Here is a 24,742-nt window from a genome sequence, read left to right as displayed (position 1 = left end):
GTTGCTGTGTTCCATGCGCCTCGTGCTTCATCTCGTTCGCCGAATTAATCAGCGCCTCCTTAAGTAGTCTTTTTAAATTCTGCTAATACTTCAATATGTGGTGTGTGCGGAAACAGATCAACCAGTTGAATGTCGTTGATCGTCCAGCCGTTTTGGTGAAAAAACCAGGAATCGCGAGCGAATGTCTCCGGATTACAGGAAATATAGAGAATCGTCCGCAAAGCGGCGAAGCTGGAAAAAAATCCCTGATGCTTTTTTAACCCGGCGCGCGGCGGATCGAGCACCAAGGTTTCTGCATCGTGCGCATGTTTTTGTAGCTTTTTCCAAACCAGCGGATTGAAGAGATCGGTGGCATGCACGGTCACTTTATCCAGATTCTTGGCTTGCAACGTTTGAACCGCTTGATCATCGGATTCGTAAGCGATCACTTCGGTGCAGTTCGATGCCGCGATGATGGGGGTGAAATTTCCCGAACCGCTGAATAATTCCACCACTTTGCCCAACTGCGGATTGTGTGCCAGTTTTTCTTTCAACCACGCGCGCATCCGGTCGTTTTGTTGCGGATTGCCTTGTTTGAAAGGACGTTTCCGGTTCGCGCGGATTTCCTCGGGTTGCGTATCGTCATCCAGTTCTATCGATGACCATTTATCATCGGCTGAAGCTTGCCATGCTGGGTTAGGCAACTGCTGCATAGCGATTTTTAACAGCTTCCGGCAGGCGTCATTGAGTACGATGCAATCGCTAATCGGTGTGATTTGATATGAATTTTCCGATACGAAGCCAAGCCGCTCGCCGTCCGTTTTCAGCTGGCAGCGATTGCGGTAGCCGTAGAGTTGCGGAGAAGGGTGGACAGGGCCGATGTCGAGCCGATTCGTGTCAAATCCGGCTCTTTGCAGGGCATAAACAAAGCGCTTTCGTTTTTGTTCAAGCTGACTTGTATAATCGGCAATCATCCACGGACAACCGGTGCAGGCTTGTTCCGCCAAACTAATATCGGCATGAGGACAGGGCGGTGTTTGCCGCTGTATCGAGGGTTGTATCAGGCGAATCAGTTTTGCAAAGGCGAATTTTTTGTTATTGAGCGGTTTGTCGATGACTTCGAATTCTCCCGCATCGCCGGGCCAGGTACCGTAGACAAAATAAGACAGGTTATTCTGCGCGTTTTTGACAACGCCCAGACCTTTTTGCGATAAATGCGTAATAGTGCCGGTAAATTTCATTATCAATAATCTTGAGCAATAAAGGAAAATCGGATGACTAAACCGTATGAAAATTTCAAAAAAGGCCTCGAGTTTCTGAAAAGGGAATTGACGCCGTCGCAATATCGGGCGATGCAGTACATCGGTATCAGGCCGCCCTCAAGTTTATCAGAAGAAAAGCTAGGCAAGCCGCTGACTATGGTGAGCTGCTCCTCTTGTTTTTACCTGAAGCAGGAGCGGGTCAATAATGACTGACAACGCTTCATCGGTGGAAGAACTGCACACGACGCAGCGACCGCCATCTCTATGGCAAGCGTCGATTTGTTTTTCCGGGGTTTTTTTGCTGATTGCGCTGGGTATGTTTGCATTCGCAGTCAGTATTCACGCCGTTATCTTTCTGGCATTAATCTGGATTTGTCTGCAAGCGCGCTGGTTGGGTTATTCCTTTACCGACATCCGGCGCATGATGGATGATGGAATTATCAAGGCGCTGCCGGCGATTTATATTTTTCTGCTGATTGGTATGGTCATTGCCAGTTTCATGCAGAGCGGTACGATTGCCAGCTTGTTGTATTACGGCCTGGATTGGCTCAGTCCGGGCGCCTTTCTGGCGGCTGGATTGCTGCTGTGCAGTTTCATGTCGGTTGCTACTGGTACTTCCTGGGGTACGGTAGGGACGATCGGTGTGGTTCTGATCGGTATCGGTGATGCGATGGGTATTCCGCTACCGCTGGTAGCCGGGATGATCGTCTCGGGCGCTACTTTCGGCGATAAATTGTCACCGATTTCCGACACCACCAATTTGGCGGCCATGAGCGCCGGAACGAGTCTGTACCGGCATATCGGTTCCATGCTGTACACCACTATTCCCACCTTGCTGATTGTCCTGGCGATTTTTGTCGTCTGGGGAATACATTATGGCGACAATGCCTTGCCGAGAGCGCATATCGATGAAATCCGCATAGCCCTGGCGGGCGCTTACCACTTGAATCTATGGATAACTTTGTTGCCGTTGCTGCTGATGTTTGGGTTAAGTATCAAACGCTATGACGCGGAAGTCAGCATGACGTGCAGTATCGTGCTGGCCATGCTGATTGCCGTTCTATATCAAGAAAAGAGCAGCATCGATGTTATTAATACGCTGTGGCTGAATTCGCCCGGTACTACGGGAATTGCCAATATCGACGATTTGCTCGGACGCGGCGGACTTTACAGTATGGCATGGACGCTGCTGCTATCCATTATGGCATTGGCGCTGGGTGGCATCATGCACCACGCCGGATTTCTGCAAGTACTTCTGGCGCATGTCATTGCGCGCATCCGGCGAGTGAGTATGCTGATCGCCACCACCATTTTGTCCGGCTTGATCGGTAATATCGCAATGGGTGAGGCATATATCTCGATTATTCTGAATTGCCAACTTTTCAAAGGCGCTTATCAGGAGAGAAGAGTGGATCGCGCAGTACTGTCGCGCTCGGTGGAAGAGGGTTCCACTTTGACCACGGGGCTTATTCCATGGACAACGGCTGGCACTTTTTATGTCGCAACCTTGGGCATTCCGACATTGGATTATGCGCCTTATGCGTTGTTGAACTTGTTGAATCCTTTAGTTTCTATTGCCATGGCCGTACTTGGAATCGGACTACTGCAAGAGAACAAGGCAGCACAAACTCACTGAGGAGTAGCAATGAAAACAGAGTCGAATCAACGCAGTAACTGGAAAGAAATGCTCATTATTCTGCTCGCCTTGGTAGGAGGCTTTTTATTGTCATTTCTGGGGTTCGGGTTGCTCTGGAGCGGTATTTCTTGGCCCATGCAGCTGATCATGACTTTGCCCTTTTTCCTTTTGTCGTATGGTTTGTATCGTTGGAGCGGCAACGCAACCCTATCCTGCGTTTTTATAACCATTGGTGCTGCGCCGCTGGGTCTGTTGATCACGCGGTTCCGCGATACCAACGATTCGCACTTGCTGCCGATTTTGATCGTGAGCGGTTGGATAATCGGCATACTTGCCGGTTTCTATTTTGGAAAGCTATCGCAAAAGCCGCAAAGGAAGATCTGAAGAGGGTAGCGAGCGACGGTCAGGCAAGGGGAAATCAGGCGAGAAAGCGCAGTTTACTAGGTGTAAATGAACATTTTGAGTCTGATTTCAACACAGCATGACCGAGCATAGTAGTTTTTCAGAGCTTCCCTAACCGATTCATCGGAAAATACCGCTTCCTCCTGAAAATACAATTTCTCACAGTATTATTCAAAAAACTTACGATCGCATCACAGCACTCTAGTTTTCCTCTATTTATCCGAGTGAAATCCTATCCTTGCACGAAATTGGCCACTTTTTGTTCTTCAGATTAAATCAATCAAATCCATGACATTCCCGGGATAGGCTGCCTAGCGATACTAGTCAAAAGCAACTAGCAACCTATTATTAAATAAGGATTAACTTCCTATGGTTAAAAATCTGCCCGCCGTCTAACATGCAATCGTTGTGAATTCACTAGTGGAAATGATGTGAATTAATTCTATTCGATCAATAATTCTGGGGGTAAAAATGAATATCCGGTTTTATATCCAACACACCGTGATTGCGGCAATGCTCATGATCATGGGCGGTACTACGCATGCGGGTCTTACATTTGTCGTTACCGATGCGGCAACCCGAACCGAAGCTTTTAACATCGCCGGTTTTCCTGTGCTGCCGGTTGGTTCGGCAGTAAGTCTTGGGCATCTGGACTTCACGGGCCCGGGATCGCAAAAGGTTACTTACACTTATCTTGGCCAGGAATCCGGATTCATCGATAAATTCTATAACACTTTGAATGGCACCAAGCTGCTTGAATCCGATCCTGTCGGAACCTCGATCAGCTCGGTCGTCAGTACGGTTGGACCGCTGAGCTTTAAGTTTGAAGGTGATGTCGGTAAGTTTGCCGTCAACGGCGGTCATTGGGATAAAGGCACATCGATTGGATTAATTGGAACGCATATGCTGATCGGATCGACCACATATGCGTATGTGCTGGGATATAACGATAGCGCGGGAGCGAAGCATCTAGGCGATTGGGATGATTTTGTAATCGGCGTGAGCGCGGTGCCGGAGCCTGAAACCTATGCCATGTTACTCATAGGATTTGGCTTGATTGGCTTTTCAATCAGTAAGCAAAAGCAACGATAAATATTACTTTTCGATTTCAATAATCGATTGATAACTGAGCATTCCTGTCTTTATAGAGGGGATTATAGTTAGTCGATTTTGACTAAATTGATTTGCTATAGCCGCCGGCGGGATAAAATGAATGAAACTCCGAAAGAAAAAGTTATTGGATTTGATGCGAAGAAGCTGCAAGAAACGCAGTGCCAAATGGAATGATTATTTTAAGACAATAACGGAAATACGAAATTGAAATCACCTATCGATATTCAATACTTAGCGAATTCGGAGCCGCAAGCGCAAGATTATGCCGATTCTGTTTCTTCCGAACGGCGCTTGCATGATCGGCGGCAGCGCCAGTACGATCGGCGCGATTCACCGGTTTTACGTGGACGAGCGCGCTACGATCGGCGCCGGAATGACCGGCGTAATTTACCGATGCTACAAGGTCAATTGCCCTATCTTCGTGCGGAGCTGGCAAAAACGCGGTTAACCCTTGAGTCTTCAATCGCAGAGCATGATAGCGGCATGCTGCATCTGTGGGTTATTACAGAGCATGCGGACTTAAATAATCAATTTTGCCATTATCCGGATATATTGCCTCATATCCGTATCAATCAATCCAATTTCAAAGAAATAGCGGTCAGCGACGATAAATTCGATGAAATATGTCCGGATCTCATATTGATCGATATGAGACTATCGGTGGATCGTGTCATCGAACAGCTGCGCATTATCCGGAAGAAGATGCCGGCAGTTAAAATAATTTTGCTCTATGAGCGGGATTTGCCGGAACTTATCAGCGAAATTATCGAATACCGCATATCCGGTTTTTTGCAGATTGGAGTCGATTACAAGATATTTGAAAAAGCGATCCATGTGGTTGCGCTCAGGGGCGAGCTGTGGTTTCCGCATCGCTTAATCCGTAAGATATTTGACACGCTGTCCAGCTGGCAGAATCCTTCGCATGCTTTTCCTCCACGCGATGTCGTACTTACCAGGTGCGAACAGGAAATTATAAAGCTGGTAACAAAAGGATTGACCAACAAACAGATCGCGCAACAGCTCGCTGTCAGTCCGGAAACGGTCAAAAAGCACTTAAAATCAATTTTCATAAAAACCGGGGTCCGCAATCGCAGCCAATTGGTATTTGGTTATTTCTCTGGGAGAAATGATTTTAAACAGAATGACCTGTGATTTTGTTGATGATGGTACCCGTTCAGGGAATATGAATTTTGCTGAAAATGTAGGATTATTAAAATGTGAGGGAAGTGCTCCTGAAGATAATACTAATAATAATTTAGGAGCATTATTCAAATTTCTGAAATTGCTCTCACCGGCGTTATAAATTTAATTTTTATCTGATAAAAGTTTGATAAAGTGTAACAAATTTATTAGATAAGTGCTTTGTGTAGAATTCAGACAAGATAAAGTGAATCAGTTCAATCGAGACTCGTTTTTTCCGTTTCGATGTTATTTTTGATGTTATCAATAAAAGGGAGTATAGAATGAAAAAGAAATTAGCAATTATGACGGCCTCGTTACTGGGTATCGTTACAGCGCCTGCATTCGCAAATGTTGGTGATACTGCAACGTTTAAATTCGATTTACCCGCGACTTCTTCTTTCAGTTCGGGCTACCCAGTTGTTGCTGATCTTAAAATAACAGAAACTGCACTTGGTGTTGTCACTTTTGAATTAACACCGAATTGGTCATCTCCTGGTTTTCACCCTGACTCAAGAGTAGAACGTCTTGACTTTGTTTACCAAGGCCCGGCACTCACTTCCATAAATTTTTCACAACCTGTTATACATGGCGCTGATATTAAAACATATAGCTATCAGACTAATCCAAATAATATGGACGCCGCTTACAAATCGGATGATCAGCACATAGTGATAGATTGGTATGACAAGAATGACACTAACAGGTTCGATAATGATTATACAAATTCGATTTGGACAATATCGGGTACAGGTGTTGATATAACGGACTTTACTGGAACAAAAGCTACAGCTTCTTCTGGCATGCCAACACCGATTTTCGGCATTATATCGGTGGCTCCCTATTCATTAACCGATCCGCATCCAACCCCTTCAAACTGGGTTTCAGCTGTTCCAGAACCAGAAACCTATGCGATGCTATTGATCGGACTCGGTTTGATCGGTTTCACATTGCGGAATCAAAAGAGTCAAGCATAACCAATAAAGATAAGAAACCTGTTTCTTTTTTTCTCGCACTTGCGGGAAGAAGAAACACCTGAGAGAGATTTAATTATTCCGGAATTAAATCTCTCTTTTTTATTTGTCGCACACTGCTTTTACCCGCTGCACAGTGATATTTCAGCTTCGGTGCTATTCCAGTGCATATCGATTTATCCGGCGCACTTAGATTGACAAGCATTGAGTTCCCGGTTTTGGCGAACTCAATAGAAACGATCCCGGTTGATCAAGATTGGTTAGGAAATGCTCTGTTTGGATAAGTCTGATCTACCCGGATTTCCGATTTGGCAGGTAATTCTGTCATTCTGCAGGGAACACCAATCATGCCACACTTTTCGGGCTTCTTCGACATTACTGAATGTCCAAAGCACGACACCATCTTCCGTCATCAAAGTTGCCATTTTGTTCGGCCATTCTTTTATCAAGCAATACATTGTTTTCCTCTTCTTTTGTACTTATCGTAAGGAAGAATAATCAAACAATATGAAATTTTAATGACTAAATGATGAAAAATTTGTGACAGCATATAGTCATGCACACAAAAGGCACCCGCTGTATCAGCATGACTCGGTACATGATTTACTTTAAATGCATGAGGTCGGAATTTGATCAAAATTAATTCATCGTTAAGGTTGGCGGCTATCATGCGATTATCTGATGTTGAATAAGTATACACATCATGTATCATGAAAATTGCTAACGATAGCGTGTAGGTATTCAATAAGGAGTGACCATGAAAAATAGCAACTACTTTCAATTAAGTGCTTTAGTAATTTTGACGGCAATCACCGGTTGTGCAACTAATTCGGGTGGTAGTAACCCCATTGCTGCGGTTAACCAAGGTTTATCAACAGTTGAGGGAGCGGCGCAAAGCAGCAAGCAAATTCTTAATGCGGGTACAGCCGCCGCCGCTAATCCGGAAGGGGTTGCTCAGATCGGTTTGGTGGATATTTTGAGTCATCGGCTTGGCGTATCCCAGCAACAAGCTCTAGGGGGGGCCGGAGCGATATTTCAAATGGCGCAAGGCAGTATGAATCCGCAAGCCTTCTCGACATTATCCCGGTCTGTTCCGGGGATGAGCACCATGCTCGGCGCGGCACCGTCAATGTCTAATTTATCCTCCTTAGCGGGTGGTAATAGCACACTCAGTAATGCGGCTGCACTTGCGGCATCATTTAAACAATTGAATCTTTCCCCCGATATGGTCGGGCAGTTTATTCCTATTATCACAAATTATGTGAGTAAAACTAGCGGACAAGCAACCGCTAATTTATTTCAGTCGGCATTGACCTCACGCTAGATAGGATTTTTCGCCGGATTCAAAAAATCAATGAGCGCAAGCCAATAGTAGCGGTTGGTTTGTGCTCTGTCTGTGTTAAAACTACAGTAGGTGTTGTGAGGCTCAAAGTTTTGGAGAATGCCTTGGACAGAATATCATTATCCACCGGCGATGCAAAACTTGTCGCTTACCGTGAGGTTAAAAGCAATTGCAATCGCTAATGCTTTGCTTGCCAAGGGTATGGACGAGGGCCGGGCTATCCGCATTGCAATTGCACAAGCTAAAAAATGGGCTCATTAAGTAATGATGAGCTTGTTAGTTTATATTATTAGCAATTATTGCTGATCGGTGGTAAGGATTCTTGCAAGCCAGGCCTCGAAAGCCTGATGATGATTCAAGTCGTATTGCCAGCATTGAAATCCGAATTCTTGACCGGCGGTGATATTTTGCGGCTGATCATCAATATAAATCGTTGCGGTTGGATCGAGCAGATATTTGTCAATTGTGTATTGATAGATAGCTGGTTCCGGTTTCAGGATACCGATCTCAAATGACAATATTTTGTGCTTAAAATAAGAAAATTCGGGATAGTTTGTAAATATCCAGGGGCAGTGAATTGCATTAATATTCGATATCAGAATTAAAGGGTGATTATTGTTGGCAAGCTTACGAACACATCGCCACATCAGCTCATTCACGGTAAAAATTTGCCGCCAGGTTTGATAAAACTGCTCTGGTGTGGCTTCACTCTCCAAGGTTCTCAGTGCCCAGTCGGCAAAGTTAGCGGGGCTGGTTTGTCCGCATTCCAGTACATCTTTGTATTGCAACACCTGTTTAATTCGTTCGTTCGGTTTGTCAATCTCTCTGGGAATTAATCGCATAAGCGATGATTCAAAATCAAAATCCAGTAAAACACGACCAATATCGAATAAAAATGTTTTTGTGGGGGATGATGAAACTGGGCTTTCTTGTTGCATGCAGAATTTGTGCGACTATGAGAAACAGGGAAGCAAAACTAAAAAGGACAAGAATGTGCTGTAACAATTCTTGTCCTGGAATAGCTCCCCACATATGCCGTCAGACCATCATCTTGAACCATAAGGTCCAAGGCGGTTGTTTCATGGATACATCAGGCACATCCTAGAAGGCGTGCACAACAGTATCACTTAAATCCACAACCATTTTCTAACAATTGGTTCAAAGAATATAAGTCTTAACAAACACCGCAGGGATTAACCTTATTTTCAGCACTTCTAATTTCCTTCATGAACGAGTGCTTCATCAACTTTCTTTCTTAATGAGACAATTCTACGCCGAAATTCATTGATGTCAAAGCCAGCTCCATCTCGTAACGCTCGCAACACCAGTAATTCATGCGCAATTCGTAGTGCCGCAATTAATGCAATGCGGTCAGAATCAACAACTTTTCCTTCCACTCTAATTTCTTGAATTTTTTTATCAAGATAAGCTGCGGCCAGCAGAATTTCTTCACGCTCGTCATCTGGACAGGCAATACAAAAGTCTCGCCCCATGATACTGATATTTAGCGGCTCGTTATTCATGATCGGGAATATTTAGCAGAAGCGATTCAAGCCGATCCGCAGCAACATGTATTTTCTCATTCAACTTTTCGCAACATGCATGTGAATCTGCAAGTTCTTTGCGCAATTTTTTATTTTCAGTATTTGTATCCTGATACAGGCGTACAAGCAGAAAAACTTTTTTTTCTAGGGATTTCAGTTCTGTTTCCATGGAAGCACTAATTTATAAAATCTATCAAAAGGTTAATAGGTAACCAAATCTTAAATTCTTCTATTCGTGCCCCAGTATCTGCTACTGAAATAATGATTATTGTTATTTTATAAGGTTGGATGCTGTGAGAGGTACTTACAGTTTGAGGTGAGTGCCATCGCAAAAGGGTGTATTTCCGGTTTTCTTGCAAGTACATAACCAGGCTGTTTTACTCTCATCCACACTAAATTTTTTGGGTGTAAATTCTGTATTTTTGTGCGAACCATCACAAAAAGGCTGTGATTTGCTACGGCCGCATGTGCACCAATAATAGTCTTTTCCCGATTCAAGTTTAACTTCAATGGGTTTAAACGATTGTTTTATTTCCGAGGAATTATTCATTGTTATCTCTTTATAAATAGTTATTTGATGATCATCTGATTGTTTCTTTATGCAGCAAAGAAGTTTTTGTTTATCAAATCAATTTTTGATCATCATTATAGCTAGTATCTTACAATTCTTGCTTAACAATATCTGCTAACCGCTTATTGTAAATGCTATTTATTGGAATGACCGGCGGCATTGATAGCGATTACGGATGCTCAATCAGGTAACTTTAATTTTTTATTAAAATTTATTTACACAAACAAACGTAAAGCGCTCGGACTGCCGGCATTAATATGATTTTTTTTCATCGAAGCTTGAATTTCGAGAAGTTGTTGCTTGCTTCTTTGAATTCCGCTATCGCTGAGCGGAACGCGATTATCGTCGACCATGATTCCTCCAAGCGTATTGGAGAAGATCTTTGCCAGATGCGTCATCTGATCGAACACTCTTTCACCATGTGCGACTCTTGGCACATCGAGTAAGAAAGTTACGCCATGCGTTGTCAACGATTTTATGTTCTCGGGTAAGAACGGAGACGATTCATAATTGCCCAGCGTGAACAATACGTTATTGTTATCGTCGCGATACTTGAACAAACCTTCCGGTTCCAGCTTAAATCCGGAAGCTTCAGCTAATGCGCGGATTTTGGTGCCGACAAAAGCGCCATTGTCTTTGCTGATGATGTTGATACCAATCATGACATCCACTTCAGCGCAGAATTTATCGAGCATGACCGCTTTTTCATGGGTGCTGACAATATCGGGACACTCCGCTGTTGCGTGAGTTTGTGAAGCAAAATCAAGCACCAAGTCGCGGAATTTGGATAAATTGACTTCACTGATGGCGCCAGCTCGATCGGCAAGCTGCAAACAGCCTTTTAAATGACTGTAGCCATCGCTATCCACGTTGGATTCATTGGTAATTTCTTCCCACGGTTCATTTTTATCTTGCTGACCAAGCCAGTAAACCGGCTTGCCGAAATCAAATTTTCTTTGCAGCAACTTGGCAATATGAGTATTGGGAATAACGGATTCGGAGCGGATATTGACGATGTAGTTGGTATTGCTGTCGTAATCCAATAATGGTGAAGCGGCTGATGACGTCGACACGGTGCTTGCGGGAATATTGACGGCAGCTTGAACAGGAGGGGGCGCTGCCGGCGCTCTTTTCGGCTCGTTAACAGGCGTGTCGGCTGCGGTAAAAGCATCAAAAGGCATATCGGCCGATGCTTTATTGAATTTTGGCTCAATGCGCTGAAAAGGTTCTTCGGAGATCGGGTCATCCAGCAGAATATCATCATGTTTATGATCAAATGCTGCTTGTACTTTGCGCCGGTAGCGCAATTGTTGCACCCAGTTGAAGACAACGACACCGGCAATCACGATGATGCCGATGATGATCAAGCTTATCTGCAAGTCACTCATACTCAATATCTCCATATTATCTCCTTGCTATTTCGCGAAATTGCCAGTGCACACGCCGCAGAAATCAAATTATGTCAGTTTTATTCAGCTAATCACAGCCATCAAATCGCGGACTGTTTTTCACGTTTCCCCATTTTAATAGCAGCCGCGAGGTCGACGGCCACTATTCTTGATACTCCTTGTTCCTGCATTGTAACTCCAATTAATCGCTGCGCCATTTCCATCGTAATTTTATTATGGCTGATGAATAGAAATTGGGTTTGTTTTGACATACTTTTCACCAGCTCGCAGAAGCGGTTGGTATTACTGTCATCGAGCGGTGCATCGACTTCATCCAGCAAACAGAAAGGTGCCGGATTGAGCCGGAAGAGCGAGAAAATTAATGCCAAAGCCGTCAGCGCTTTTTCCCCGCCGGATAGCAGTTGAATGGAGCTATTTTTTTTTCCGGGCGGCTGCGCTGTCAGTAATAAACCGGCATCGGTGATGTTATCGTCGCAAAATTCGAGTCGGGCTTTTCCGCCGGCGAATATGACCGGAAAAATCTCGCTCAAATAAATATTCACTTGCGTAAATGTTTCTTGCAGGCGTATTTCCGTTTCCCGGTCGATTTGTTGGATGGCGCTCTCGAGTGTCGCGATTGCGGCATTTAAATCCTGTAATTGCGCCAGCAAACCGGATTCTCTGTCACGAGCGGCGTCAAGTTCTTGCAATGCTGCAAGATTGACGGATCCTAGCGCAGTAATTTCCGCATTTAGTTTTTGCATCTCCGATTGCAATGCGCTGGCGCTCTTTTTTGCCGGGTGACGCAATAGCGTTTCCACATCGACATTCGCTTCACTGATCAATGCATCAAGCTGCGCAATTGTCATACTCGCCGCTTGCTCTTTGAGCCTGGCTTGGTTGATTGCTTCGCGCAAGAAATGCGATTGCTGCTCTGCCGCCAGCCGGGTGCTTTCAATTTCCCGCAAGTTGCGCGCAGTATCAGCAACCGCCTGCCGTGCTTGCAGTGCTGTTTGTTCAACCGATTTGCGTTGTACCCGGGCGACTTCCAATCGTTCAATCACCGGCGCGGTATTTAAGCTGCATATTTCACTGAGTAAATGGGTATGGTTTTGTGTCAAATCTTGCAGCTCTTCGTCTATCGATTGAATTCTCAGTTCAATCTCACTGATTTTATGCTGGCAGGTTTGCGCATGAAAAGCGGCTTCCTGCATGGCCTTAGCTGCTTGCTGTATGTTTTGCCGCTGCTTGGCAAGAAGTTGATCGGCGGTTTCCCAAGCAAACTGTATGTGCTGGGTTTGTTCCTTGACTGCGGCAATTTTCTGCTGGTTTTCTTCTAAGTTTGCATGCGCGGATGCTTGCGAGGATTTTTCATGATCCAACGCTTGCCGGATTTCGGCCAGCTCAGCACTGATCTGAAAATTGCGTTGCGTTGCTCGTTCGTTGGCTTGTGACAGTTTTACCGTTTCCAATTGCAGTGCATGCCGCTGTTGTTGCAGTTGCTTGCTGTTTTCGCTGACGATGCCGATGGCATGCTTTAGTTCGGCGCACTGTTGTTCGGCTTTTGCCAGTAATTCACGTTGTGTCAGCACTGAAGATTCAAGCTGACCGGCTTCTTTCCGCAGTTGAGTAAGTTCTTGCTGTCTTGACAGAACACCGTGCAATTGCGAGTCTGGCGCATAAAAAGTGATGCTTGCGGAGGTTATGATATGTCCTTCGCGGGTGACGAGCATGCCGCCGGAATTCAACAGGGCTCTGTTATCGAGACCTTCAGCAATATCGTGCACGATGTAGACATTGTTTAACCAGTGGTTGAGCACGGATTGAATTCCAGATTGATCGACCGTGACATGGGCTAGTAATTTTTCACAGGTAATGTGATCCTCCACGGAGGCTGGTTGATCGTTGGAAAGTATCGATCCAGATTGTTCGAAAATAGCCCATTTTCCCGGTGGCGCTTCGTCAATCCAATCGCGGATACTATCCAATTGCGCCAGTTCGATGCTGTTGAGCCGTTCGCGCAGAATCGCTTCCAATGCATTTTCCCATTCCGGACGGATTTGGATTTTCTGCCACAAACGCGGCAGTGCGTCTAATTGGCGCGCGCGCAGCCAGGTATTTAAATGTTGATTGGTTTCCAATTTTTGCTGCAGATTTTGCAACGCGGCGTAGCGTGCAGTCGTCTGGGACAATGCATGCTGCAATTCTTGCAACTTGCTCGCAGTTTGTTGCCTCGTGGCGGTTACTGCCGATAATTGGTTCTCGAGGATTTGTTGTTTTTGCTGCGCTTCTTGCAGAGTATGTTCAGTCCGACTTGTCTTGTGTTGCAATTCGGCCATCTGATCTGGATCGATAATTATGAATTCTTTTTGTTCTTGCATTAAACGTGCAGAGCGCGCTTCGAGCTGCTGAATATTTTTGGTGGCATGCAACAAATGATTATCTTCAAGCCGGCTGGCTTGTTCGATGATCAGCAAATCACGCCTGGATTGGTTTAATTCTTCCTGGCATGCAAGAAAATTGGCTTCGATGGTCGGAAGTTTATTATTCTCTTCATGGTGTTTCTGAATACTTTCTTGTTGCGCCGAGTCTGCTTGTGTTTTTTCCCGGTGCCAATGCGCCAGATTCTCCAGTTTAATTTCTTTTAACTGCTGGCTTTTTTGTTGTTGATTCTCGATTTGCTGGATTTGCTGCTGCAAACGCTCCCGTGTGTTTTTCAGATGACTGATTTCTTGTTCCAAGTGTCCAATTTCGGCGTCGGCGGTATAGAGCTGCCCTTGTATCTGAAGCAGCTGGTCATTAACGGCATATTCTTTTGTGCGGGCTTCTTCATAATCTTTTTCCGCCTGATGCAAGGTAGCCAGTGAGATTTCCAGCTCGTTTTCACGGGTCTGAATTTCTTGATTCGTCTGTTCCTGTTGCTTCAAGGCTTCGGCTCTACGCAACAGCCATAACTGGGATTGCGCATGGTGCAGATTCTCTTGCAAGTGATTAAATTGCTGCGCGGTTTTTGCCTGAATCTCCAAATGTTGCAATTGCGTTGCCAATTCCTGGCGAATATCTTCCAAGCGGGTGAGATTTTTCCGTGATTCTGCGAGCCGTGAGGAAGTTTCCTGTCTTCTCTCGCGATATTGGGAAATACCTGCCGCTTCCTCCAGGAAGCTTCTCAATTCATGCGGCTTGGCTTCAATGATCCGGGAAATCATGCCTTGCTCGATAATGGCGTAACCACGTCCGCCGACACCCGTTCCCAGGAAAAGATCGGCGATATCGCGCCGCCGCACTTGCAGATTGTTGATGTAATAACTCGACACGCCGTCGCGCCGAAGCACGCGTTTAATGGCAATCTCAGCGTAACTGGCCCATTGCCCAGTTATTTTTTTTAAGTGATTGTCAAAAACGATTTCGACACTGGCGCGTCCGACAGCTTTGCGGTTATCCGATCCGGAAAAAATAACATCCTGCATCGAATCGCCTCGAAGCGCGGAGGCCTTCGACTCTCCCAGAACCCAGCGGACGGCGTCGATGATGTTTGATTTGCCGCAACCGTTCGGACCGACGATGCCGACCAGATCTTGGGAAATGGGAACTGCGGTGGGATCGACAAATGATTTGAAGCCGGCAAGCTTGATGTGAGCTAAGCGCAATTTTTTGTTTATCGGGTAAGGCAGTTATAATAACGAGACAAGCGCGTGTAGCGCTTTTTACCATTGTAACCGAATTACTTTATACATGAGCATGAAGAATGGCCAGTAAACCAGAAAAGACACTTGAAACTTTCCCGAATCCAATGACCAGCCGGGATTACCATATCCACATGGAAATTCCCGAATTCACTTGTTTGTGCCCGAAAACAGGACAACCGGATTTCGCCACTTTGATTCTGGATTATGTACCGGATAAGAAATGTATTGAACTGAAAAGCTTGAAACTTTATATCTGGTCGTATCGTGATGAGGGCGTATTTCATGAGGCGGTAACCAACAAAATTCTCGATGACCTCGTTGCCGTTTTGAAGCCTCGATATCTTCGGATAATCGCGCGGTTTTACGTGCGTGGCGGCATTTTCACCAATGTAATCGTTGATCACCGGAAAAAAGGGTGGCAGCCAAAACCAATGGTTTTGCTCCAGGAATTCAATACACAATCGAATATTCGAGGATAATATTTTCTAATTTTTTTAAATACTGTATTTAGTGTATTAATAATAAAGAATATTTATCAATATGGAGTGTGTTTTCATGTAAAAAACAGTTTGCAAATGCCAAAAATTTATATATCCTGTTAGCCGATATGGATATAAAAAATAATATATGTAAATGATTATAAAAAGAAATGGCCTTTTTATTTTACTAATATCACTATTTTTCGGGACTTGTTCATTAATATCGCTGAATGCATTTGCAGACAAATTAGTTCAAGACAGAATACAGTCTCATGCAAATTTATGGAGCCGTTTACAAAGCGGCTTTGCCTTAGCGCTGCCACCCGATAGTAAAATAATTCGCAAAATAGGGACGTCTTATACGCATAATCCGCAATTGTTTGAGCGCATTATCGCAAACAGTGAGCGGTACTTGTTTCATGTCGTGGAGGAAGTCGAGCGCCGCGGCATGCCGATGGAAATCGCATTGATGCCCGTCATTGAAAGCGCATACAATCCGCTAATCAAATCCAACAGCCAAGCAGCAGGATTGTGGCAATTTCAACCGGAAACAGCTAGAACATTTGGGTTGGCGCAAAATGTATGGCACGATGACCGGCGCGATATTATCGCTTCTACTCAAGCCGCGCTGGATTACCTGCAATATCTGCATCAGAAGTTCGATAATTGGAAGCTGGCGATTGCAGCTTATAATTTAGGCGAGGGTGCTGTCAGCAAAGCGCTATCCAGGAACATGCATAAAGGCCGGTCCGGTAATTTTTACGATTTGAATCTTCCCAGTGACGCTAAGCACTATGTGTATAAGCTATTGGCAGTCAAAGATATCATCGTTAATACTAAAAAATATGGCATTCAAATTCGACCGATAGCGAACCGGCCGTATTTTGATACGATCAAGATACACGAGCACATCGATATCCCTCTCGTCACCCGCCTAGCCAATATCTCTGAAACCGAATTCAATGCATTAAATCCCGCCTACAATCGTTACGTGATAAAAGTACTGGATGAGCCTCGTACTTTGTTGCTACCGAAGAAGAATAAAGATATTTTTCTGAAGAATCTTGAGACCTATCAAGATCCTAGAATCTCATGGCAAATTTATCACGTGAAGAAAGGGGAAAATATTAATGAAATTGCAACACGTCATCACACCACAGTAAAACAACTGCAAACCATCAATGGTATTGGTCGCAATAAAAATCTTACCCTCGGACAGAAAATATTGGTTCCCCACATTGTATCGGAGCGTCAGGAAGATAGTATTGCACTAGAGAAAAAACAATTGCAGAACTACCATTCGAATGTTTATATCGTAAAAAAAGGGGATACTCTTTATGAAATTGCAAAACGGTATGGTACGACAATCAATCAAATCAAGCTTTGGAATAATAACGACGAGAATCTATCCATTGGTCAAAAGCTGGTTATTATGAAAAGCTGATCACGCAGAGCAATTTCAACTTGCGGTTTCTCGTGGTGTTGCCGCGAGGTTGCTTGTTAAATCAATTTTTTCTCTGGATGAAACAATCAAATTTTCTTCAAAAACTCAATCGCCCAACCGATTCCGAATCCGGTGATCTCGCTGTCCACAGCACCCAAACCGTCTTTATGGCTGCTGGCGGATAAATCCATGTGCAGCCATGGCGTGTCATTTACAAAGCGCTGCAGAAAAAGGGCCGCCAATATATGATCGAATTCCCCGCCTAATTCGCACTGTTTAATATCGGCAATCGAGCTTTCGAGGCTTTCCTCGTAATCGGAATCCATCGGGAAGGCACAGACGCGCTCACCGCTCTCTTTTCCTGCAGAAATGGCTTTTTGCAATAGTTCATCACGGTTGCTGAATATCCCGCTATAGCGCGACCCGAGAGCGGTTTTCATGCTGCCTGTCAAGGTGGCGAAATCGATGATCAAGTCGGGTTTCGATTTACTCGCCAACGTCAGCGTGTCGGCCAAAACCATGCGTCCTTCGGCATCGGTATGGACAATCTCAATAGACAAACCGCTAAGTGCGATAATGATGTCGTTCTGTTTATAGGCGCTCGGACTGATATGGTTTTGCGCGATTGCAAGCCAGCAGTCAATATTAATTGGAATCTCGGCGCGTGTTGCTGCCAGCAAAATGCCCAATGCGACGGCGGAGCCGTTCATATCCTCATGCATTCCCTGCATATATCGGGCGGGTTTTAAATTATGACCGCCGGTGTCGAAGCAAATGCCTTTTCCTACAATCGCGATGGCTTTGCTTTGAGAGCTTTGCTTGCGCTGATACTGCAGATGAACGATGGCGGCATCTTCCGTATCGCTGCCTTGCGCAACCGCCACAAAAGCACCCGCGCCGATTTCTCTCAGCGTGTTCAAATCGTATTCTTGATACTTCCAGCCCTCGCTATCGGCTAGTTTCTTGATTTGCTGGCGGTAGGTAGCGGGCGTCAACTCGTTGGCCGGCAATGCCGTCAGACCGCGTGCGAGTAAATTACCTTCCGCGCAGGCACGCTGCAAGGTGAAGTTGCCGGCATCTTTGTAGCCATATAAAAAAATTTTTGCCAATGGCTTTCTGACCGGTTTATTTTTGCGAACCGGCAGCACTGCGCCATTGACCAAGCAGATATAAACAGCTAGTTCGGAAAAACTTTTTCTTTGTTGCGTCGAGCCATACACGGCGATATGTAATTCAGCCGGTCCTTCTGTGAGAAGTAGTTTGACGGCTTTGCGCAGAGCGGTTTGCTGCTCGAATACTGTACGGTCCGTGTCGATCATTACCCAGGCGCACAATTCTCCATCCGGCAGGTTAGCATTGACTGGCGTGGCGATCAGATCGGTCAATGCCATTTCGCGCCGCACAAGCAGTTTGTTCAGTGATTCCTCACCGGGAATTTCAAATTTTTTGGGGAGCTTTTCTAACTTCGGGAGAACTACAAGAATGTGCGATGCTTTAACGGATTGATCGATAGATGATGTGTTTTGCAAAAGGGATGCCAGCATTGAAAGCTTTCCTGTTGAATAGTATTGCTTGAATGACAATATCGTGTGTCATTGCATACAGAATGATTGTTGTAATATTGTTATTATATACGTCTTATATGCTTTATGGCTGGTAAAGCCTTTCAATAAACGGATTTATTCTGATTTTACCGGGGAGCTTAAATAGAGATGCGCCAATATCTCGAATTAATGCAGCATGTCATGGAGCACGGTCATCGCAAACCGGACCGGACGGGTACAGGCACGCTATCGGTGTTCGGTTATCAAATGCGTTTTAATCTGGTGGATGGTTTTCCTTTGGTGACAACGAAAAAATGCCATTTGAAGTCGATCATTCATGAACTGCTGTGGTTTTTGCGCGGTGATACCAATATCGAGTATTTGCATCATCAGGGCGTAACGATCTGGGACGAATGGGCGGATGCGCAGGGTGATCTTGGTCCGATATACGGTCATCAATGGCGCTCGTGGGCAACTGCGGACGGTCATCATATTGATCAGCTACAGCAAGTGATCGAACAGATAAAACACACCCCCGATTCGCGGCGCATGATTGTTTCTTCTTGGAATGTCGGCGATTTGCATAAAATGCGGTTGCCGCCGTGCCATGCTTTTTTTCAGTTTTATGTCGCGGATAACCGGTTGTCGTGCCAGCTCTATCAGCGCAGCGCGGATATTTTTCTCGGTGTACCGTTCAATATCGCATCGTATGCCTTGCTTACCCTGATGGTTGCGCAAGTGTGCAACCTGGAAGCGGGGGATTTTGTGCATACCTTGGGTGACGCGCATCTCTATCTGAATCATTTGGAGCAAGCTCGGGAACAACTGTCGCGCATACCCAGGCCGCTGCCCGTGATGAAATTGAATCCCGGTATCGGGGAGATCCTGGATTTTAAATATGAAGATTTTATTCTGGAAAATTATGATCCGTATCCCGCGATTAAGGCGCCGGTAGCCGTATGACACCCTTACATTTATCCATTCTCGTGGCAATGGCGAAAAACCGAGTGATCGGCCGTAACAACCGTTTGCCGTGGCATTTACCGGCTGATTTGAAGCATTTCAAATTCCTGACGATGGGGCAAACCATTGTGATGGGCAGAAAAACTTATGAATCCATCGGCAAACCGCTGCCCGGAAGAGCCAATGTCATCATTACCCGCCAGGCGGATTACGAAGTGCCCGGGGCGATGGTTGTTCATTCGCTTGAAGATGCGCTGCTGATATGCGAGGAAACCAGTACCGGTCATAGCGAGAATTTCATCATTGGCGGTGAGAAATTGTACCGGCAAGCGCTTAAGATATGTCAACGCATGTATATTACCGAGATTCAGCGGAATTTTGACGGCGATGTTTTTTTCCCGGAATTTGATCGCAGCGAATGGGAAGAAACGCAGCGCGACAAGCATATTGGGGAAAGCGAGGACAGCTTTGAATATCACTTTGTCGTGCTGGAGCGTAAATCAAGCACGGTATGACTATAATTTCGCGGATTGCGGGGTGTTAAAAACAGAAATGGTGAAGTGATTGCAACCACTTCACCATTTTTCCGGTTGGTAATTATTCAAAGCATGCTCATGCTGAGAACTCAAATCACTTTCACATCGGGTAATGGGAAACCGTTGAAATTGCTGGCGTAAGCCGTCGTATAGGCACCTGCGTTAGGTATGTAAATGAAATCGCCTTCCTGAATATCGTTAGGCAGCATCAAGTCGTGCGTCAGAATGTCGACCGAATCACAGGTTGGACCGGCAACCGACCAAGGGATGTTGTTACCTTTCCGGTCAGTGAGAATTTCGTAACGCAATCCCTCGGTCATTTCGATAACGCCGCCAAACATACCGGCATCCCAGTACATCCACCGTTTGCCATTGCGCGTTGCCGTACCCACCACGCGGCAAACGAAATAAGCAGAATCCGATACCAGGTAACGGCCGGGTTCCGCCATAATGCGGATACTGTCCGGCAAATCGGCGATGGCTTCGTTGATCACCTCGGCGATGATTTCGATGGAAGGGATCGGTTTGACGTGACGAACCGGATAACCGCCGCCGATATTCAGTAAACGGGGCGTCAAGCCGACCAGTTGCATTTCTGCGAAGACCTTTTTTGCACGCTCAATGCCTACACGCCAATTCTGCGGGTTACGGCATTGCGAACCAACGTGGAAAGTAACGCCGGCCAGATCCGCTTTGAGTTTTGCGGCTTCCTGAATGATTTCATTGATGTCGGCAAGGTGGGTGCCGAATTTGCCGGCCAGTGGCCAGTCGCTGCCGATATTAGGAGTGTCGATGCGCAGATACATCTTCGCATCCGGCTTTACGCTGAAGATTTTGCGCATTTCTTCAACGCTATCCATCACGTACCATTCAACGCCTTTGGCGGCGGCATACTCCAGATACGCTCTGGATTTCATCGGATTGCTGTAGAAAATTTCAGCGGCAGGTACGCCTAACTCGAGTAACACATCAAGTTCGGCAATCGAAGCAATTTCAAAACCAGCGCCTTCTTCGATTAGAGTTTTTAGCACACGCACATCAGGATTGGCTTTAACTGCGTAATGCGGATGAACTCGCGGCATCGCAGCCTTAAAGCGGCGCGTTTTATTTCGGATGATATTGCTATCAACCAGCAAAAAAGGTCGTCGATAGCCTTCTTTTAAGGCATTTCGAACGTGTTCAAAATTCAGACTGATTTCAGGATGGGTATCAAACAGAACTTCAGATTGATCGACTTTCTGAAGTGTGGATGAGAGTTTGGACATGCGTTTGCTCCTTTAAGAATCGCTACGTTTCAGGAATGTGGATATTGACTAAATCGGCTGGAGCAAAAAAGTTCTTGGCGCTTCTCATGATGACCTCCTTATCGGTAAGTTGGCTGGTTTAAATTTGCACGCATTATAGTCTGCATTCCGGGTAAATCAAGTATTTTTTCTTTCTGAATATTTATATTAATAAACAATAATTTGTGTGTGTATGATTCCTGTTGCATTTGACGGGTATTTCTTTAAAAAGTTTAGGGAATTTTCGTGATTTGTTGCACGGTGCTGCACAACATCAGAGCATGCAGAAACAGTGTATGCGCAAATGCCCAGTTGACGGATTAGGATTAATCGGTCAATGCCACTGTAATTTCAAATAACCATCTGTTTTTTCATTAAACCGGAAGTGAAACCGATTCAGTCCGCGGCGAATTGCTTGCGGTTGTGAGGCCAGTTTGAACGGTCCGGCGGCGGAAACTGATTTTTCTATTCGTAATCGCCCGGAGCGGGGTGAGAAAATCTTTAATTCAAATCGTCCTGGGCTAACTTCCCGTAACAATGGCGCAAATGGTTTGGCCAGCGGTTCGCCGATGAATATTCCCTGTCCCGGCCAGGCGACACTTTTCCAATAAGCTTCAATCGCACTGGCCCCTACTGCGTAGTGAAACATGGCGACCGCAGGCGTTGGAAATTTTTGCGGAAAACTGCAAGGTTCGACCACAGTGCCGTAACTCGCGGTAGCGCCTGCTTCCAGCCAACGCAAACTGCTCATTTGTGAAGAATCGGTCAGCATGCCACCTGCCGAAGTCAAGTGGTCCGCCAGAGCGCCTGGGGCGAATCTGAGTGTTTCCAGCTTGGGCACATTAACTAACCCGGTAAAATAAAAAAGCACATCCCGTCGTTCCGAGATGAAGTCGGCTTCCAGTATCTGCACAGGGAAAACACCGGAAAATTCTTTTGCGGTCTTTGCAAAAACCGCTGCGCGCGTGTTGCGCGCTTTGTCCGAGGTACTCAACAGATAAGCCTGATCTTTGGGAAAAGTGTGATCGGATGCAATACCTCGATCTATCAAGTTCTTGACTTGTGCAAACGTTGTGCCGGCCAGCATCATCGCAGGGCGTGCCTTGTAGTCGTCAAAAGGATGAGGGCCGGATGCGTTGAAATAAGGACTGGGTGCTGTCGGTTCGCATTTGTCGGAACAGTATTTTTTGTCGAAACCGAATGCCAATGCGGAAGTCAGCGACATGCAATCCACCCGGTACGGTGCCGTCCATGCGACGGCGAAAGCCTGTACATGCTCTGGCGTCAGTTGATCGATTTTAGCCTTTAACTCAATGAACTCGTCAGAGCTCAGGGTGCTGCGGTTGGGAGGGAACTTCAGGTGGATGACATTGGCTTTGGGTATTTGCCGCGCGCGTTGATAGTAATCGCCTATCTGCCGGGACAGGGGATCATCGTCATTGACGATGACGGCGATATCTTCCGGCATCAGACCCGTTTGCGGCAGAGAAATGTGCGGGTGTATGCCTGCCGGCAGCGCCGCGGAAAATAGCATCAGCGCCACAGCAGCAGACAACCATTTCAGTAACTTCGAACATATTGGAATCGGCATTACCCACTCTCCACATCGTTATTTTTCCTGCAACTTCAAATTTTCGGCAAGGTTACGCCATGCTGACCCTGATATTTTCCGCCCCGGTCTTTGTACGATGTTTCGCAAACTTCATCCGATTCGAAGAAAATTACTTGCGCCACGCCTTCGTTGGCATAAATTTTGGCGGGTAGCGGTGTTGTATTGGAAAACTCTAGTGTGACAAAACCTTCCCATTCCGGTTCAAACGGCGTGACGTTGACGATGATGCCGCAGCGCGCGTAGGTCGATTTGCCCAGGCAAATCGTCAGCACGTTGCGCGGAATGCGGAAATACTCGACGGTGCGCGCCAGCGCGAACGAATTGGGCGGGATGATGCACACGTCGCTTTTAACATCGATGAACGAATTGGAGTCAAAATTTTTCGGATCGACGATGGTGGAGTTGATATTGGTGAATAACTTGAATTCATCCGAACAGCGGATATCGTAACCGTAACTCGACGTGCCGTACGATACGATACGCTGATTATCCTTGCGGCGGATCTGGTCGGGCTCGAATGGTTCGATCATGCCGTGTTCCAGCGCCATGCGGCGTATCCATTTATCTGATTTAATCGACATCCTTCAGGTTTTCCTAGTCATTGTCCATTACGATTTTGGCGAACAGCTCGGAGTGATCTTCGGCGGATTCCGCAATCTTGACGGCCACCCGCCGCGCGATCAGTTTATAAATTTCCGCGATTTTACCGTCCGGTTCCGCAACCACGCTGGGTTTTCCGGCGTCGGTATGTTCGCGGATTTTGATATCGAGCGGCAGCGCCCCCAGCAATTCGACGTTATAGTCCTTGCACATTTTTTCACCGCCGCCGGTACCGAAAATCGGCTCGGTATGGCCGCAGTTGGAGCACGTATGGGTGCTCATGTTTTCCACGATGCCCAGAATCGGGATGCCGACTTTCTCAAACATTTTGAGACCTTTGCGCGCATCGAGCAGGGCGATGTCTTGCGGCGTGGTGACAATGACGGCACCAGTGACCGGAATCTTTTGCGCCAATGTCAATTGAATGTCGCCGGTACCGGGGGGTAAATCCACTACCAGATAATCCAGATCCTTCCAATTGGTGTCGTTCAGCAATTGTTGCAAGGCCTGCGTCACCATCGGACCGCGCCACACCATTGGCGTTTCAACGTCAACCAGCATGCCGATCGATATTGCTTGAATACCGTGCGCGCGCATCGGTTCCATCGATTTGCCGTCGAGCGACTCGGGGTGACCGGTGATGCCGAGCATTTGCGGTTGCGACGGGCCGTAAATATCGGCGTCCAGAATACCGACGGCAGCGCCTTCCGCCGCCAATGCCAGCGCCAGATTGACCGCGGTCGCCGATTTGCCGACGCCGCCCTTGCCGGATGCTACGGCGATGATGTTTTTAACGCCGGGAATCAGCTTGACGCCGCGCTGTACGCCGTGCGGAATGATTTTGCTGCTAACCGTCACTTGAACAGTGCCGATACCGGGTATCGATTTCAGCGCATCTTTCACTTGTTTTTGCACATTATCCTTGACGCTATTGGCCGGATAACCGAGTTCGATACCGACTGTTACATCGTTACCGGTAATTTGAATCGCGCCGACCGATTTTTCGGTTACATAGTCTTTGTTGGTGGTCGGGTCGATGGTTTGTTTCAATGCGGATTGAATCTGTTGTTCGAAAATGGTCACTACGAGGCTCCTTTTTACTACCGCCGGGCGGCTCACAATTGAATTCGGAAATGGTAACAAATATCGGGAATGCACACACAGTTTGTTACAATTAGGGTTTATTTAATCCGGTGCATTAGAGC

Annotated in this window: 24 protein-coding genes, 1 other RNA gene and 1 pseudogene; 13 read left to right on the top strand and 13 right to left on the bottom strand. The window is 46.1% G+C overall.

Annotated elements, in window-relative coordinates:
- Nucleotides 1-59: 59 nt before the first annotated feature.
- Nucleotides 60-1,220, bottom strand: coding sequence for a class I SAM-dependent RNA methyltransferase (locus tag HRU77_03575; GenBank protein QOJ19851.1), 1,161 nt, complete (start codon nucleotides 1,218-1,220; stop codon nucleotides 60-62).
- A gap of 33 nt (nucleotides 1,221-1,253) precedes the next feature.
- Between HRU77_03575 and HRU77_03570 the strand changes: the two genes are divergently transcribed.
- From HRU77_03570 to HRU77_03530, 9 genes and pseudogenes are all read left to right on the top strand, one after another.
- Entirely contained in the window at nucleotides 1,254-1,454 is a 201-nt protein-coding gene (locus tag HRU77_03570; protein QOJ19850.1) for a hypothetical protein, read from the top strand.
- Complete coding sequence (nhaC, locus tag HRU77_03565; GenBank protein QOJ19849.1) at nucleotides 1,447-2,877, top strand: Na+/H+ antiporter NhaC; 1,431 nt, start codon at nucleotides 1,447-1,449, stop codon at nucleotides 2,875-2,877. The genes HRU77_03570 and nhaC overlap by 8 nt, the downstream gene beginning before the upstream one ends.
- A gap of 9 nt (nucleotides 2,878-2,886) precedes the next feature.
- Nucleotides 2,887-3,261 (top strand): lysophosphatidic acid receptor, encoded by a 375-nt coding sequence (locus HRU77_03560; protein ID QOJ19848.1) that lies wholly within the window; start codon nucleotides 2,887-2,889, stop codon nucleotides 3,259-3,261.
- Between the two features lie 489 nt (nucleotides 3,262-3,750).
- Nucleotides 3,751-4,371 carry a PEP-CTERM sorting domain-containing protein gene (locus HRU77_03555; GenBank protein ID QOJ19847.1) on the top strand — a complete coding sequence of 207 codons (621 nt, stop codon included), beginning with the start codon at nucleotides 3,751-3,753 and terminating at the stop codon, nucleotides 4,369-4,371.
- Between the two features lie 225 nt (nucleotides 4,372-4,596).
- Nucleotides 4,597-5,544: a response regulator transcription factor gene (locus HRU77_03550; GenBank protein QOJ19846.1), complete on the top strand. Its 948-nt coding sequence runs from the start codon at nucleotides 4,597-4,599 to the stop codon at nucleotides 5,542-5,544.
- Nucleotides 5,534-5,695, top strand: coding sequence for a hypothetical protein (locus HRU77_03545; protein ID QOJ19845.1), 162 nt, complete (start codon nucleotides 5,534-5,536; stop codon nucleotides 5,693-5,695). Before HRU77_03550 ends, HRU77_03545 begins: the two co-directional genes overlap by 11 nt.
- 757 nt (nucleotides 5,696-6,452) lie before the next feature.
- Nucleotides 6,453-6,548 (top strand): annotated as a pseudogene (locus tag HRU77_03540) (PEP-CTERM sorting domain-containing protein).
- A gap of 754 nt (nucleotides 6,549-7,302) precedes the next feature.
- Nucleotides 7,303-7,869, top strand: a complete 567-nt coding sequence (locus tag HRU77_03535; GenBank protein ID QOJ19844.1) for a DUF2780 domain-containing protein — start codon at nucleotides 7,303-7,305, stop codon at nucleotides 7,867-7,869.
- A gap of 117 nt (nucleotides 7,870-7,986) precedes the next feature.
- A complete protein-coding gene (locus HRU77_03530; GenBank protein QOJ19843.1) occupies nucleotides 7,987-8,148 on the top strand; it encodes a hypothetical protein in 162 nt (53 codons plus the stop codon).
- 35 nt (nucleotides 8,149-8,183) lie between these two features.
- Here HRU77_03530 and HRU77_03525 read toward each other — a convergent pair whose 3' ends face one another.
- The 7 genes from HRU77_03525 to smc form a co-directional block, all read right to left on the bottom strand.
- Nucleotides 8,184-8,825, bottom strand: a complete 642-nt coding sequence (locus tag HRU77_03525) for an HAD-IA family hydrolase (protein QOJ19842.1) — start codon at nucleotides 8,823-8,825, stop codon at nucleotides 8,184-8,186.
- 81 nt (nucleotides 8,826-8,906) lie between these two features.
- Nucleotides 8,907-9,083, bottom strand: a non-coding RNA gene (gene ssrS / locus HRU77_03520) — 6S RNA.
- Nucleotides 9,084-9,101: 18 nt separating this feature from the next.
- Nucleotides 9,102-9,410 carry a cell division protein ZapA gene (locus tag HRU77_03515; protein ID QOJ19841.1) on the bottom strand — a complete coding sequence of 103 codons (309 nt, stop codon included), beginning with the start codon at nucleotides 9,408-9,410 and terminating at the stop codon, nucleotides 9,102-9,104.
- Nucleotides 9,403-9,600 (bottom strand): hypothetical protein, encoded by a 198-nt coding sequence (locus HRU77_03510; GenBank protein ID QOJ19840.1) that lies wholly within the window; start codon nucleotides 9,598-9,600, stop codon nucleotides 9,403-9,405. Before HRU77_03510 ends, HRU77_03515 begins: the two co-directional genes overlap by 8 nt.
- Before the next feature lie 135 nt (nucleotides 9,601-9,735).
- A complete protein-coding gene (locus HRU77_03505) occupies nucleotides 9,736-9,981 on the bottom strand; it encodes a CDGSH iron-sulfur domain-containing protein (protein QOJ19839.1) in 246 nt (81 codons plus the stop codon).
- Nucleotides 9,982-10,217: 236 nt separating this feature from the next.
- Complete coding sequence (locus HRU77_03500) at nucleotides 10,218-11,405, bottom strand: cell division protein ZipA C-terminal FtsZ-binding domain-containing protein (protein QOJ19838.1); 1,188 nt, start codon at nucleotides 11,403-11,405, stop codon at nucleotides 10,218-10,220.
- Nucleotides 11,406-11,491: 86 nt separating this feature from the next.
- Complete coding sequence (gene smc, locus HRU77_03495; protein ID QOJ19837.1) at nucleotides 11,492-15,037, bottom strand: chromosome segregation protein SMC; 3,546 nt, start codon at nucleotides 15,035-15,037, stop codon at nucleotides 11,492-11,494.
- Between the two features lie 98 nt (nucleotides 15,038-15,135).
- Here smc and queF point away from each other — a divergent pair, with 98 nt between their 5' ends.
- Together queF and HRU77_03485 are read left to right on the top strand one after the other, a co-directional pair.
- A complete protein-coding gene (gene queF, locus HRU77_03490; GenBank protein ID QOJ19836.1) occupies nucleotides 15,136-15,555 on the top strand; it encodes an NADPH-dependent 7-cyano-7-deazaguanine reductase QueF in 420 nt (139 codons plus the stop codon).
- 154 nt (nucleotides 15,556-15,709) lie between these two features.
- Nucleotides 15,710-16,999: a transglycosylase SLT domain-containing protein gene (locus HRU77_03485; GenBank protein QOJ19835.1), complete on the top strand. Its 1,290-nt coding sequence runs from the start codon at nucleotides 15,710-15,712 to the stop codon at nucleotides 16,997-16,999.
- 86 nt (nucleotides 17,000-17,085) lie between these two features.
- On the opposite strand, the gene HRU77_03480 is transcribed toward HRU77_03485, so the two are convergent.
- Nucleotides 17,086-18,543, bottom strand: a complete 1,458-nt coding sequence (locus HRU77_03480) for a leucyl aminopeptidase family protein (protein ID QOJ19834.1) — start codon at nucleotides 18,541-18,543, stop codon at nucleotides 17,086-17,088.
- 168 nt (nucleotides 18,544-18,711) lie between these two features.
- On the opposite strand from HRU77_03480, the gene HRU77_03475 reads away from it, so the two are divergent.
- Together HRU77_03475 and HRU77_03470 are read left to right on the top strand one after the other, a co-directional pair.
- A complete protein-coding gene (locus HRU77_03475; GenBank protein QOJ19833.1) occupies nucleotides 18,712-19,506 on the top strand; it encodes a thymidylate synthase in 795 nt (264 codons plus the stop codon).
- Nucleotides 19,503-20,021: a dihydrofolate reductase gene (locus HRU77_03470; GenBank protein ID QOJ19832.1), complete on the top strand. Its 519-nt coding sequence runs from the start codon at nucleotides 19,503-19,505 to the stop codon at nucleotides 20,019-20,021. The genes HRU77_03475 and HRU77_03470 overlap by 4 nt, the downstream gene beginning before the upstream one ends.
- Before the next feature lie 110 nt (nucleotides 20,022-20,131).
- On the opposite strand, the gene HRU77_03465 is transcribed toward HRU77_03470, so the two are convergent.
- The 4 genes from HRU77_03465 to apbC form a co-directional block, all read right to left on the bottom strand.
- The gene (locus HRU77_03465; protein QOJ19831.1) at nucleotides 20,132-21,307 is read right to left on the bottom strand and encodes a type III PLP-dependent enzyme; all 1,176 of its coding nucleotides are present in this window, start codon (nucleotides 21,305-21,307) and stop codon (nucleotides 20,132-20,134) included.
- Between the two features lie 352 nt (nucleotides 21,308-21,659).
- Complete coding sequence (locus HRU77_03460; GenBank protein ID QOJ19830.1) at nucleotides 21,660-22,916, bottom strand: TIGR03790 family protein; 1,257 nt, start codon at nucleotides 22,914-22,916, stop codon at nucleotides 21,660-21,662.
- 35 nt (nucleotides 22,917-22,951) lie between these two features.
- Nucleotides 22,952-23,518: a dCTP deaminase gene (locus HRU77_03455; GenBank protein QOJ19829.1), complete on the bottom strand. Its 567-nt coding sequence runs from the start codon at nucleotides 23,516-23,518 to the stop codon at nucleotides 22,952-22,954.
- Nucleotides 23,519-23,531: 13 nt separating this feature from the next.
- Nucleotides 23,532-24,620 (bottom strand): iron-sulfur cluster carrier protein ApbC, encoded by a 1,089-nt coding sequence (apbC, locus tag HRU77_03450; GenBank protein ID QOJ19828.1) that lies wholly within the window; start codon nucleotides 24,618-24,620, stop codon nucleotides 23,532-23,534.
- Between the last annotated feature and the right edge of the window lie 122 nt (nucleotides 24,621-24,742).

The sequence above is a fragment of the Gammaproteobacteria bacterium genome, from assembly GCA_015709615.1.
GTDB lineage: Bacteria > Pseudomonadota > Gammaproteobacteria > Burkholderiales > Nitrosomonadaceae > Nitrosomonas.
Note: the sequence above shows the minus strand (reverse complement) of the source record. Positions and strands in the feature narration are given on the sequence as shown.